General features: G+C 66.4%; 11 protein-coding genes. 5 read left to right on the forward strand and 6 right to left on the reverse strand.

Features of this window, described 5'->3' with window-relative positions; genetic code table 11:
* Window positions 1-36: 36 nt before the first annotated feature.
* A complete protein-coding gene (locus H0B54_RS11590) occupies window positions 37-177 on the forward strand; it encodes a hypothetical protein (protein WP_188260439.1) in 141 nt (46 codons plus the stop codon).
* Window positions 178-260: 83 nt separating this feature from the next.
* On the opposite strand, the gene H0B54_RS11595 is transcribed toward H0B54_RS11590, so the two are convergent.
* From H0B54_RS11595 to H0B54_RS11610, 4 genes are all read right to left on the reverse strand, one after another.
* Window positions 261-1,502, reverse strand: a complete 1,242-nt coding sequence (locus tag H0B54_RS11595; protein WP_246472487.1) for an MFS transporter — start codon at window positions 1,500-1,502, stop codon at window positions 261-263.
* A gap of 325 nt (window positions 1,503-1,827) precedes the next feature.
* A complete protein-coding gene (locus tag H0B54_RS11600) occupies window positions 1,828-2,718 on the reverse strand; it encodes a LysR family transcriptional regulator (RefSeq protein ID WP_175426619.1) in 891 nt (296 codons plus the stop codon).
* Between the two features lie 212 nt (window positions 2,719-2,930).
* Complete coding sequence (locus H0B54_RS11605) at window positions 2,931-3,605, reverse strand: hypothetical protein (RefSeq protein WP_211109329.1); 675 nt, start codon at window positions 3,603-3,605, stop codon at window positions 2,931-2,933.
* A 148-nt stretch (window positions 3,606-3,753) separates the two neighbouring features.
* The gene (locus H0B54_RS11610; RefSeq protein ID WP_188260442.1) at window positions 3,754-4,236 is read right to left on the reverse strand and encodes an Lrp/AsnC family transcriptional regulator; all 483 of its coding nucleotides are present in this window, start codon (window positions 4,234-4,236) and stop codon (window positions 3,754-3,756) included.
* Between the two features lie 140 nt (window positions 4,237-4,376).
* Here H0B54_RS11610 and H0B54_RS11615 point away from each other — a divergent pair, with 140 nt between their 5' ends.
* The 4 genes from H0B54_RS11615 (at window position 4,377) to H0B54_RS11630 (ending at window position 10,053) form a co-directional block, all read left to right on the forward strand.
* The gene (locus H0B54_RS11615; RefSeq protein ID WP_188260443.1) at window positions 4,377-6,785 is read left to right on the forward strand and encodes a transketolase-like TK C-terminal-containing protein; all 2,409 of its coding nucleotides are present in this window, start codon (window positions 4,377-4,379) and stop codon (window positions 6,783-6,785) included.
* A 762-nt stretch (window positions 6,786-7,547) separates the two neighbouring features.
* Window positions 7,548-8,252, forward strand: coding sequence for a calcium-binding protein (locus tag H0B54_RS11620; protein WP_188260444.1), 705 nt, complete (start codon window positions 7,548-7,550; stop codon window positions 8,250-8,252).
* Between the two features lie 143 nt (window positions 8,253-8,395).
* A complete protein-coding gene (locus H0B54_RS11625; RefSeq protein WP_188260445.1) occupies window positions 8,396-9,481 on the forward strand; it encodes a site-2 protease family protein in 1,086 nt (361 codons plus the stop codon).
* A 104-nt stretch (window positions 9,482-9,585) separates the two neighbouring features.
* Window positions 9,586-10,053, forward strand: coding sequence for a DsrE family protein (locus H0B54_RS11630; protein WP_188260446.1), 468 nt, complete (start codon window positions 9,586-9,588; stop codon window positions 10,051-10,053).
* Between the two features lie 9 nt (window positions 10,054-10,062).
* Here H0B54_RS11630 and H0B54_RS11635 read toward each other — a convergent pair whose 3' ends face one another.
* Both H0B54_RS11635 and pabB read right to left on the reverse strand, forming a co-directional pair.
* Window positions 10,063-10,887 (reverse strand): aminotransferase class IV, encoded by an 825-nt coding sequence (locus H0B54_RS11635; RefSeq protein WP_246472488.1) that lies wholly within the window; start codon window positions 10,885-10,887, stop codon window positions 10,063-10,065.
* Window positions 10,884-12,245, reverse strand: coding sequence for an aminodeoxychorismate synthase component I (pabB, locus tag H0B54_RS11640; RefSeq protein WP_188260447.1), 1,362 nt, complete (start codon window positions 12,243-12,245; stop codon window positions 10,884-10,886). Before pabB ends, H0B54_RS11635 begins: the two co-directional genes overlap by 4 nt.
* Window positions 12,246-12,251 lie beyond the last annotated feature (6 nt).

The following is a 12,251-nucleotide window of genomic DNA, read 5'->3' on the forward strand; positions in this document are numbered from 1 at the left end:
TTGCGCGGTTTGTCTTTAGTCCGCGCGGTGCGAACATTGGCTCAACACAAAGCGGGGCTCGCCCCGGCGCCCGCCAAAGCCAATCGGAGCCTTGCCATGAAGACCCACATCATCGCCCGCCTCGTCATCGTCAGCGGCTTCGCCCTCGCCTCCCTGCTGACCGCGGCCGTCCAGTAAACCGTTCGTCCATATGAAAAAAGGGCCGCGTAACCCGGGTCTTCCCGGATCGCGCGGCCCCGTGGGACGAGAAGACGTCCGGCTCAGTCGGCGTGGGCGCCGCTCGGCACCGCCGGGGGCGTGACCTTGTTCCGGCCCCACTGGCCGAGAACCACCAGCACCACGATGAAGGCCGTGATGTCGAAGACCGACAGGCAGACGAACAGCGGCTCGTAACCGATCGTGCTGGCGAGCTGGCCGATGATCAGCGAGAAGATCATGCCGCCCATGTAGCCGGCCATGCCGCCAAAACCGGTCGCCGTGGCGACGTCCTGCTTCTCGAAGGTGTCGGTGACCAAGGCGTAGAGCAGGCTCGACAGCATCTGGTGCGCGAAGGCACCGACCGAGAACAGGAAGATGGCGGTGATCGGGCTGCTGGTCAGGCCGATCAGGGCCGGGCCGATCATGCACACCGCGCCGATGCCGATGCCGGCGATGCGCGAGTTGACCAGCGACATGCGGAAACGCTTGGCGAAGAAGGGCGACAGGTAGCCGCTGAGGACGCAGCCGATGTCGGCGAACAGGAAGGGCAGCCAGGCGAACAGCGCGAACTGCTTGATGTCCATGCCGCGCGTGCTGACCATGTAGAGCGGAATCCAGAAGCTGAAGGTCTGCCACGCCGGCTCGGTCAGGAAGCGGGCGGCGGCGATGCCCCAGAATTTGCGCATGGTGACGACGCGCTTCATCGAGGGCTTGGGAAGCTCAACGTGCTCCTGGCCGTCCAGGATGTAGGCGTGCTCCTCCTTGGTCAGGCGCGGGTGGTTCTCCGGGTTGCGGTACAGCGCCAGCCACAGCATCGACAGGCCGACGCCCAGCAGGCCGGTGACGACGAAGGCGACCTGCCAGCTCCAGGTCACGGACAGCCAGATCACCAGCGGCGGGGCGATCATGGCGCCGACCGAACTGCCGGTGTTGAACCAGCCCGTGGCGATCGAGCGCTCCTTGGCCGGGAACCACAGGGTGGCGGTCTTGGCGCCCGACGGCATGGCCGCCGCCTCGCTGATGCCGAGCAGGCCGCGGAAGAAAGCCATCGACTGCCAGCCGCCGGAAAAGGCGTGCAAGGCGGCGGCGCTGCCCCAGATGAAGGCGAACATCGCGTAGCCGAATTTCAGGCCGATGAGGTCCGTCACATAGCCGGCGATCGGCTGCATCAGGCTGTAGCAGAGCTGGAACACGCTGACGATGTAGGAATACTGCTCTGTCGTGAAGTGCAGTTGTTCCTTGAGCATCGGCGCCAGGATGCCCAGCGTGTTGCGGTCGATGTAATTGATGATCGTCCCAAGCATGATGAGCGCCAGGACTTTCCATCGCAGACCACGCACTATCTTCATGACTTCCTCACTTGCCTGTTCATCGGCAGGCATAGGCGCACGCCTTTCCCTTCCGGGAAACTCCTGGCGATTGCGATTATTGGATGGGGCCCAGGCTCTGAAGGCCGACACGCGGTGGGCTCCGCATGTGTGGCATATATTAATATATCAGTTTAGCGTGCAAGCGCGAAGTCGGCCGTGCCGTCCTGACCGACACTATGTCGCATGCTGGATGGCGCAAAAAACAAAGGGCGCGGCCGTCTCCGGCGCGCGCCCCGTCCGCCAACTCGTCAAACGGGAATTAAAACTGGCTTTCCGCAACCCTCTTGACCAGAAAGTCGCGGAAGACCGCGATGCGCTTGGAATGGCGCAGCTCCTCCGGATAGACGAAGAACGCGTCCACCTTCGACCCGGACTGGTCCGGCAGCACCCGCACGATGTCATTCAAACCGGTCACCAGATAGTCGGGCAGCGAGCCTATGCCCAGCCCGCTCTCGACGGCGCGGAAGATCGCGTACAGGTTGTTGACCTGAAGGACCGTCCGGTCGCGGGCCACCGGGTCGGTCACCAGATCGCGCAGCCAGTGGGTGTTGGCGAAAGGCGCGCGCAACTCCTGCGGATAGGTCACCAGGTCGTGGGAGGCGAGATCGCCCACCGTCTGCGGCTCTCCCTTGCGGTCCAGGTACCGGCGGTGCGCGTAGAGGTGGGAGCGGAAGGTCATCAGGTGCCGCTGGATCAGGTCCGGCTGGCGCGGCGGGCTGACGCGGATCGCCACGTCGGCCTCGCGCATGCCCAGATCCAGCTCCGTGTCGGTGATCAGCAGGGTGAGCTGGATGTCCGGGTAGAGCGCCAGGAATTCCCCGATGCGCGGAGTCAGCCAGGTCGAGCCGAAGGCCGCCGTGGCCGTCACCTTCAGCGGCCCCTTGGCGGCGTCCTTGCTCTCGCTCAGCATCGCCTGGGTCATCGACAGCTTCGCGAAGATGTCGCGCGCCGCGTGGTTCAGCAACTCGCCCTGCTCGGTCAGGATCAGGCCGCGGGCGTGCCGGTGGAACAGCGGAACGCCGAGACTGTCCTCCAGCGCGCTGATCTGCCGGCTGACCGCCGATTGGCTGAGGTTGAGGGCCTCGCCCGCGTGGGTGAAGCTGCCGGCCTCGGCCACAGCGTGGAACACCCGCAACTTGTCCCAGTCCATCATCCCGTCCTGCTTCCCCATGCCTTCGCCTGTTGGTCGGGGTCTGTCAGCGGGAAATTTCGCCGAGCGCCCCTGTTCCAATACTCTTTATGGCAAAAAGCGGCGCAGGTCTTCCATCGCGAACGTCATGAGCGGTCCGGGCGACGGGATGTTGAACATATTGAAAGCAGGATTGCGGCCGACGGACCACGGTTGTCACAGCGCGCACACGCTCACATGGAAGCGATGTCCTTTTCCGCCGTGTCCTTCAACAGCTGATTGAAGCTTTCGGACTTGAAGCCCACAGCGGACAGTTTGGCCCCCGCCGCGCGTTCCGAGTCGGTCCGCGCCAGCTGGTTCAAGGCAAAATCCGCGGTCAACCTCACCGTGGTTGCGCCATCGTCCGTCTGACCCATCAATGAACTGCGTTCCCGCATCGCGCCTCGCATCTCGTTCGAGATCGCGACCGCCTGATCCAGACGCAACCCCGAGCCGGCGATCTTATCGATGGCGGACAGCCGCGCCTCGATGCTCTCCGAAAGTGTTCTGATCTTCTTCTGTTTATCGGTTTCCTGCCCGACGCCCGCTTCGATGGCGCCTTTCCAGAACGTCCGGCTGCGGGTTTCCTTCAGTTTTCCCGAAAGCGCATCGTTCATTTCGTCGGCCGACATTTGGCCGGACGAAACGAAGAGACCCAATGCACTTCGGTCCTCAGATGACAACTTGCCAAACAGCGAAAGTGCGTCGCCCTTCAAGGCCGATGCCAACGGGCTCAAGTCCACATGGTCGGCCTTCCCGCCGCCGTTGCTGGCTTCGCTCTCCTTGGTCCGGCTCACCGGCGGCTTGGAGGACATCGTCGGATGTGCCGACGCTGAAGGGATCGCGCCGCTCAAGGAAATGTTTGACATCCTATCCCCATCATGTCGCAGCCTTGGAACTGAATGAAATGATAGAACGACTTATCCAATTGATCAATAATCATAGAATATAGTTAGAAACCTAACCAATAATTTTGGCGTGAATGCTTAGATCTCTATGGATTCATGACCGTCCTGGTCACTCCGCCAAATGGCCCAGCGGCAGGGCGGTGCGGTAGCGCACCTGCTTCAGCGCGAAGCTCGACCGGATGTTGGCGACCCCGGAAATCCGCGTCAGATGCTCCTTCAGGAAGCGCTCGTAGCTGGCGAGGTCGGGGACCACCACGCGCAGCAGGTAATCGGCGTCCCCGGTCATCAGATAGCATTCCATCACCTCCGGCAGCGCCATCACGGCGGCCTCGAAGGCGTCGATCCGCTCCTCCACTTGGCGTTCCAGACTGACGCTGACGAAAACGTTCACCGGCAGATCGACCGCGGCGGGATCGACCAACGCGACGTGGCGGGTGATGACGCCCGCCTCCTCCAGCGCCTTCACCCGGCGCAGGCAGGGGGACGGCGACAGGCCGACGCGCTCCGCCAGTTCGTTGTTGGGCATCCGCCCGTCCTGCTGAAGCAGGGCCAGGATCTTGCGGTCGATACGGTCGAGTTTGATTTTTGGCATTTTATGCCGTCCTGGCCAGTTCTGCGCAATCCTATGCTAAAGCGGCGGCATCTCCGGCGCCACTTTGCAAACTCCTGCCGCGGCACAAATGATAGGCTTCACCGATCATCGACCGCCGTTCCGTCAAGAGAGGCACCAACATGGACGCGACCGTTCCGAACCACGCCGACCTCGCCTGCCTGCGCGAGTTGGAGCGCAAGGTTCTCTGGCTCGCGTCCTGGACGATCCACAACGCCAACCACGTACGCCCCAACCAGGACGGGCTGAAGATCGGCGGGCATCAGGCGTCCTCGGCCTCGCTGGCGACGATCATGACGGCGCTCTACTTCCAGGCCCTGCGCCCGGAGGACCGGGTGGCGGTGAAGCCGCACGCCAGCCCGATCTTCCACGCCATCCAGTATCTGCTGGGCAACCAGACGCGCGGGAATCTGGAGAATTTCCGCGGCTTCAAGGGCGCCCAGTCCTACCCGTCGCGGACCAAGGACGTGGACGACGTGGACTTCTCCACCGGCTCGGTCGGGCTGGGGGTGGCGCAGACGCTCTTCGCCTCGCTGGTGCAGGATTATGTGAAGGCCAAGGGCTGGGCGAAGGATCTGCCGGAGGGGCGCATGGTGTCGCTGGTCGGCGACGCCGAGATGGACGAGGGCAACATCTTCGAAGCCCTTCAGGAGGGCTGGAAGCACGGGCTGCGCAACACCTGGTGGATCGTCGACTACAACCGCCAGAGCCTGGACGCGGTGATCCGCGAGGGGCTGTGGGAGCGGCTGGAGAACATCTTCCGCGCCTTCGGCTGGGACGTGGTGATCCTGAAATACGGCGCGCTGATGCAGGCGGCTTTCCAGGAGGAGGGGGGCCAGCGCCTGCGCGACTGGATCGACCGCTGCCCGAACCAGCTCTATTCCGCGCTGACCTACCAGGGCGGGGCGGCGTGGCGGAAGCGCCTGCTCGACGATCTGGGCGACCAGGGGCCGGTCACCCGCCTGATCGAACGCCGCAGCGACGAGGAGCTGGCCCTTCTGATGGGCAACCTGGGCGGCCACGACCTGCCTTCGCTGCTCGACGCCTTCGCCCAGGCGCGCACGCACGACCGGCCGGTCTGCTTCATCGCCTACACGATCAAGGGCGCCGGGCTGCCGCTGGCCGGGCACAAGGACAACCATTCCGGCCTGATGACCCCGGCGCAGATGGAGGCATTCCGCGCCGCCAACGCCGTCCGTCCGGGCCATGAGTGGGACCGTTTTGAGGGGCTGAACCGGCCGGCGGCGGAGCTGGACGCCTTCCTGAAGCGCGTGCCCTTCGCGGCCAAGGGGCGGCGGCGCTATGGCGCTGCGGCGGTTCCGGTGCCGGCGGCGCTGGCGGCCCCGTCGCAGAAGGCGCTGTCCACCCAGGCGGCCTTCGGCCTGATCCTGAACGAGCTGGGACGCGAGCGGACGGAACTGGCGGAGCGCATCGTGACGACCGCGCCGGATGTGACGGTCTCCACCAACCTCGGCGCCTGGGTGAACCGCCGCGGCCTGTTCGCCAAGAGCGCTCTGGCCGATCTGTTCAAGAAGGAGCGCATCCCCTCCACCTACACATGGGACTTCTCACCCGACGGCCAGCATTTCGAACTGGGCATCGCCGAGTCCAACCTGTTCATCCTGCTGTCGGCGCTGGGCCTGTCGCACTCGCTGTTCGGAGAGCGCCTGCTGCCCATAGGCACCGTCTACGACCCCTTCGTGATGAGGGCGGCGGACCAGATGAACTACGCCTGTTATCAGGACGCGCGGTTCCTGCTGGTGGCGACCCCGTCCGGCGTGACGCTGGCCCCGGAGGGCGGGGCGCACCAGTCCATCGCCACGCCGCTGGTCGGCATGGCCCAGGACGGGCTCGCCTGCTTCGAACCGGCCTTCGCCGACGAACTGGCCGTCACCATGCGCTGGGCCTTCGACTACATGCAGCGGGAGGGCGAGGGCGAGCCGGACGAGCGGAACTGGCTGCGCGACGAAACCGGCGGTTCGGTCTATCTGCGCCTGTCCTCCCGCGTGCTGGAACAGCCGGTCCGGACCATGGACGCGGAGCTGGAGAGCGGCATCGTCCAGGGCGCCTACTGGCTGCGCCGCCCCGGCCCGAACGCTCAGGTGGTGGTCGCCTACAGCGGCGCGGTGGCGCCGGAGGCCATCGAGGCGGTGGGGATGCTTGGCGAGGACCGCCGCGACGTGGGGCTGCTCGCCGTCACCTCCGCCGACCGGCTGCACGCCGGCTGGAGCGCGGCACAGCGGGCGCGCGAGCGCGGCAAGCCCCATGCACGCTCCCACGTCGAACGGCTGCTGGAGGGGGTGCCGTCACACTGCGCGCTGGTGACGGTGCAGGATGGGCACCCGGCGGGGCTGGGCTGGCTGGGCTCGGTCCACGGCCATCGCACGCGGGCGCTGGGGGTGGAGCATTTCGGCCAGACCGGCACCATCGCCGACCTCTACCGCCATCACGGCCTCGACGCCCAGGCCATCGTCCGCGCGGCGGAAGCGCTGTCGCCCGGCCGCCCGGTCCGCCATCTGAAGGCGGTGTAACCTTCCCTGTGCCGAGCGCCGGCGGCGTCCATCCTGTGATACGGACGGTGCCTGAAGGCTTCGTCCGTATCACCTTTTCAATCAATGCTATCGCATTGATCTGTCGGGCGCATTGATCTGTCGGGTTTGACCGTGGGCGGATGATGAAAGCCATCATCCGCCCACGGCATGAAAGGCCAAGGCGGAAGCCGGACGCTCGCGCGATGGCTCCCATGCCCTTGGCGTCGTCAGCCTTGGTGTTGGCGCCGCCGTCCTTGCGTGCCTGCAGCAGATTCCCCGCCACGCCGCCGGATGCAGCCGGCCCGGCATCTCCTCGCATCCATACAGAAGCTGCACCAATGCGGTGATCATCAGAAATAAACTCAAGACACCTTGCTACTCAGGTTCATTCCCCATTCCTCCATACATTTTCTTGACAGAACGAATCACGCTTCATCCACCCAACCTGAGTCGGCGGGGGCGCAGCGCCATCACACGAACACAACCTCAGGGAAAGATCAGCCTTGCCGTCAAAAACGGAACCACTGGAGCGTGGCGCGTCAAAATGACGCCATAAATTAGTTAGGTAACTAATCACGCGGCCCGCCAACGAAATCAACCGCTTTCATAGTTGATCAAGCGTCAATTTGCATTCCTTTGAATTCATTTGGTATATAATGCGTACAAGAGCATTCAATTTCAAATCTACTCCATTGACTCCGATACAAGCTGTCTGTGAAAAGCATATGCCACCAATTGGCAAATAATTTGGAGATCCTTGTGATGACAACTTGGTATGGAACCTCCGGAAATGACATTTACGACGCTCCCTCGGGGCCGAACACGCTGTTCGGGCAGGGCGGAAACGACGATATCCTTGGGAACACTGACGCCGACTACATTGATGGTGGCGACGGGAACGACACTCTTTACGGCAGCTTCGGAAATGACAGCCTGTATGGCGGCCTTGGTGCCGATACGCTGTACGGCAACGACAACAACGATCTTCTGAGTGGCGAGGCCGGCGACGACTTCCTCTACGGCGGGAACAACAACGACACGCTGTACGGAGGGGCCGGCAACGACACGTTGTTCGGGGACTATAGCTCGGATGTCGGTCTGGATGTTCTGGCGGGCGGAACCGGCAACGATGTCCTCTACGGCGGTTACGACAACGACAACTATCTCTACACCTGCAATTCGGACGGGATCGATTTGATTTCCGATTCGCACGGGGACTACGACCGGCTCCGCATGAACGGCCCGACGGCGCCCAACCAGCTCGAATATTACCGGGCCAGCACCTTCGGCGGCGACTCCAACGACCTCCTGTTCTTCACCAAGGCCGACGCCGCCGACGGCACCATCAGCGAGTACATCATCATCGACGACTTCTGGAGCGGCAGCGCTGCCGGTGCCGGCCGCATCGAGTACTTGAACCTCAGCGGCACGGACTACTGGTTCAACACCGTCGTCTGGGGCCTGTGACACGGCGGGAGGGCCGGGCGTGCCCCGGCCCTCTCTCCCGGCCCGCCGCCCCACTCCACCACCCGGCCCATGCCTTCGGACGCCGCGCGACACCACATTCTGGACTCTGGCCGAGAACGGTCGCAGCGCAAGGCGAGGTCGTGATGAGCTGGTCGATCCCCATCGGCACCGTGAAGGGCACGGTGATCCGCATCCACATCACTTTCTTCCTGTTCCTTTTGTGGATCGGGGCCGCCTACCACGCTCAGGGCGGCTGGCCGGCGGCGCTGGAGGGGGTGGTCTTCCTCTCGCTGCTGTTCCTCTGCGTGCTGCTGCACGAGTTCGGGCACGTCTTCGCCGCCCGGCGCTATGGCGTGCGCACGCCGGACATCACCCTGCTGCCCATCGGCGGGGTCGCCCGTCTGGAGCGCCTGCCGGAGAAGCCGTCGCAGGAACTGGTGGTGGCTCTGGCCGGGCCGGCGGTCAATCTGGTCATCGCGGCGCTGCTCTACGCGGCGCTCGGCGGCTTCGTGCCGTCGGCAGCGGCGGAGGTGCGGAACGCCGGCATCGACGTGCTGTCGCGGCTGGCCGTGGTCAACCTGTTCCTGGCGCTGTTCAACCTCATCCCGGCCTTCCCAATGGATGGTGGGCGCGTGCTGCGGGCGGTGCTGGCGAGCCGCATGGGCTATGTCCGCGGCACCCAGGTGGCGGCCTCGGTCGGGCAGGCGGTGGCCATCGGGCTGGGACTGCTGGGGCTGTTCGGCAACCCGATGCTGCTGTTCATCGCGCTGTTCGTCTATCTGGGCGCCTCGTCGGAGGCGCACGCGGTGCAGATGCGCGAGATCACCCACGGCGTGGTCGTGTCGGACGCCATGGTCACCCGCTTCGAGACGCTGCCCCCCTCCGGCATGCTGGAGGATGCGGTGCAATGCCTGATCCGCACGACCCAGCACGAATTTCCGGTGGTGGACGGCGCCGGCAAGCTGCGCGGCGTGCTGACCCGCGACGACCTGATCCGCGCCCTGCGCGACCGCGGCCCGGACACGCCGGTGCTGGAGGTGATGCGCCCCGACATCCCCGTGGTCCACCGGCACGGCAAGCTGGAGGAGGCGCTGCGCCTGATGCAGGAGAAAAGCCTGCCCGCGGTCGGCGTCGACGACGGAAACGGACGGCTGGTCGGTCTGGTCACTCCGGAGAATGTGGGGGAGATGATGATGGTCCAAGCGGCCCGGCACGCCCTACGCCGCTGACCGCCTCCCTCTTCCGTTGCGCGGCATCTCCCTTCGGGAACAAGCGGCGACCGGGGTCATTGTGCTAGGACAGCGGATGCCCCCACACCGGAAGGGAGGATGACATGGCGATGCGCTCCACGCGCCGGGCGGCGTTGGCTCTGGCCGGATTCGCCGGGATGACCGCCGTCATGGCGGGGCGGAAGGCCGGGGCGGACCAGCCCACCATCCACCGCGTCGCCATCCAGGTCAGCAGCAACGACCCGGCGCTGATGAACATGGCGCTCAACAACGTCAAGAACATCATCGAATACTACAAGAACATCGGCGAGACGGTGGAGGTCGAGCTGGTCACCTTCGGCCCCGGCCTGCACATGCTGCGCGCCGACCGCTCGCCCGTGAAGGATCGGTTGACGTCGCTGAAGGGCAGCCTGCCGACCCTGACCTATTCCGCCTGCGAGAACACGCGCAACGGCATGATCCGCGTGGAGCAGGGCGAGGTCCCCATGGTGCCGGAAGCCAAGCTGGTGCCCTCCGGCGTCGTCCGGCTGATGCAGCTTCAGGAAGAGGGCTGGTCCTACATCCGCCCGTAACGGGGCGTTCTACTCCGTCGCGATGCCCTTCAGCAGGGCCGCCGTCACCGCTCCCACGGTCCCGGCGCCGATGGCCTGCCCGTCGACGCGCAGCAGCGGGCGCAGGCCCAGGCTGTTCGTCAGGAAGGCTTCCTCGGCTCCCAGCAGTTCGTCGACGGAGACCGGCGCCTCCTCGGCATCCCCCCATTCCAGAATCAGCGCGCGGCGGATGCCCGGCAGAGCGCCCTCGGCCACCGGCGGGGTCAACAGGCGCCCGCCGCGGACGATGAACAGGTTCGCAACGCTGGACTCGGCCAGACGGCCCGCGCTGTTGAGCAGGAGCGCCTCCCCTGCGCCGCGCGTCGCCGCCTCCTGCCGGGCGAGGATGGAATCCAGATAGTTCAGCGATTTCACGCGCGACAGCGGCGAATGCTCGTTGCGCCGGGTGGTTCGGGCGATGACCGCCTCCACCGGGCCGCCGGGCGGCGGAGCGGGGGCCAGGGTCATCAGCAGCGTCGGCACGGCGTCCGCCGGCGGCAGCACGCCGCGCGCTCCGGTGCCCCGCGTCAACGTCACCCGCAGCACGCCCTCCGCCCGGCCCTCCGCCGCGATCAGCGCTTCGGCGGCGTCGGCCAGCGCCGCGGCGCCGCGGGGAAGCGGCAGGCCGAGCAGCGCGGCGCTGCCCCCCAGCCGGGCAAGATGCCGGTCGAGATGCCGGGCGGTGCCGCCGGACACGCGGATCGTCTCGAACAGCCCGTCGCCCAGCGTGAAACCGCGGTCCGCCGGGTCGATCCGCGCCTCCTCCGCCGGCAGCAGGCGCCCGTTCAGCCAGACGACGTTCATGCCCGAGCTCATGTCCGTTCCTCCCCCAGCGCGCGGAGCTGGGCGCGGATCTTGACCATCATCTCCTCATGCTCGTCCGCCGGGTCGGAATCCGCGACGATGCCGCCGCCAGCCTGGGCGATCACCGTATCCGGGGTGATCGACAGGGTGCGGATGACGATGCTGCTGTCCATCGCGCCGTCGAAGCCGATCCAGGCGACGGAGCCGCAATAGGCGCCACGCCGCGCCACCTCCAGCTCGTCGATGATCTGCATGGCGCGGATCTTGGGCGCCCCGGTGATCGAGCCGCCGGGAAGCGCCGCCCGCAGCAGGTCCACCGCCCCCAGGCCGGGCCGCAACCGTGCCGTCACCACCGAGACGAGGTGATGCACGCTGGCGAAGCTCTCCAGCCCGTAGAGCGTCGGCACCCGGACGCTGCCCACGCGCGACACCCGGCCGAGGTCGTTGCGCAGAAGGTCCGTGATCATCAGATTTTCCGCCCGGTCCTTGACGCTGGCCACCAGTTCCGCGGCGGCGGCGGCGTCCGCGGCGGGGTCGGCGTAGCGCGGGCGGGTGCCCTTGATCGGGCGCGTTTCCACCTCACCGGCGGCGCTGAGACGGATGAAGCGCTCCGGCGAGGCGCTGGCGATGCGCAGGCGGGGACCGCAATCGAGATAGGCGGCGAAGGGCGCCGGGCTGATCGCGCGCAGCCGCCGGTACAGCGCGTAGCTGTCCAGCCCGTCGCGCCGTGCGGCCAGGAAGCGCTGCGTGAAGTTGGCCTGATAGATGTCGCCGGCCCGGATGTACTCCAGCACCCGCTCCACCCGCGCCAGATAGTCGTCGCGCTCCAGCTCGCTCCGCCAGGGGGCGGCCGGGACGGGGCCGAGGGGGGACGCCCCGCCGCCCTCCAGCCGGGCCGCCAGGGCGCGGGCGCGGTCCTCCGCCTCCGGGCGGGCGGCGATCACCCAGGCTCGGCGCTCCGCATGGTCGAAGGCGGCCACCGCGTCGTAGAAGCCGAAGGCCATCTCCGGCTGGCCGCCGGGGTTGGCGTGGCGCGAGCGGATGTGCTCCAGCCGCAGCCCCGCTTCGTAACCGATGAAGCCGACCGCCCCGCCGCAGAAAGGCGCCGGTCCCGGCGGGCCCTCTGGCCGGGCGTGGCGCGCCAGCTCCTCCGCCAGCACGGCGAAGGGGTCGCCTTCGACCGGCCGGCCGTCGAGATAGGCCCGCCCGTCCAACGACTCCAGGGTGCGGAAGGGCTCCGCCGCGATGTAGCTGTAGCGGCCATGGGACGGGTGCGGAGCGGCGCTGTCGAGCAGCATCGACCAGGGCTGTCCGGACAGGGCGCGGAAGGCCTCCGCCGGATCGGCGCATGACAAGGGGATCGCCAGCATGGCGGC

The organism is Azospirillum tabaci, assembly GCF_014596085.1.
GTDB classification, from domain to species: Bacteria; Pseudomonadota; Alphaproteobacteria; order Azospirillales; family Azospirillaceae; genus Azospirillum; species Azospirillum tabaci.

Coding starts and splice junctions, on each gene's coding strand:
- H0B54_RS11595 (WP_246472487.1), bottom strand. CDS start 1,502: ATGCTTGGGACGATCATCAATTACATCGACCGCAACACGCTGGGCATC.
- H0B54_RS11635 (WP_246472488.1), bottom strand. CDS start 10,887: ATGAGCTCGGGCATGAACGTCGTCTGGCTGAACGGGCGCCTGCTGCCG.
- H0B54_RS11600 (WP_175426619.1), bottom strand. CDS start 2,718: ATGGACTGGGACAAGTTGCGGGTGTTCCACGCTGTGGCCGAGGCCGGC.
- H0B54_RS11630 (WP_188260446.1), top strand. CDS start 9,586: ATGGCGATGCGCTCCACGCGCCGGGCGGCGTTGGCTCTGGCCGGATTC.
- H0B54_RS11620 (WP_188260444.1), top strand. CDS start 7,548: ATGACAACTTGGTATGGAACCTCCGGAAATGACATTTACGACGCTCCC.
- H0B54_RS11615 (WP_188260443.1), top strand. CDS start 4,377: ATGGACGCGACCGTTCCGAACCACGCCGACCTCGCCTGCCTGCGCGAG.
- H0B54_RS11605 (WP_211109329.1), bottom strand. CDS start 3,605: ATGTCAAACATTTCCTTGAGCGGCGCGATCCCTTCAGCGTCGGCACAT.
- H0B54_RS11625 (WP_188260445.1), top strand. CDS start 8,396: ATGAGCTGGTCGATCCCCATCGGCACCGTGAAGGGCACGGTGATCCGC.
- H0B54_RS11610 (WP_188260442.1), bottom strand. CDS start 4,236: ATGCCAAAAATCAAACTCGACCGTATCGACCGCAAGATCCTGGCCCTG.
- pabB (WP_188260447.1), bottom strand. CDS start 12,245: ATGCTGGCGATCCCCTTGTCATGCGCCGATCCGGCGGAGGCCTTCCGC.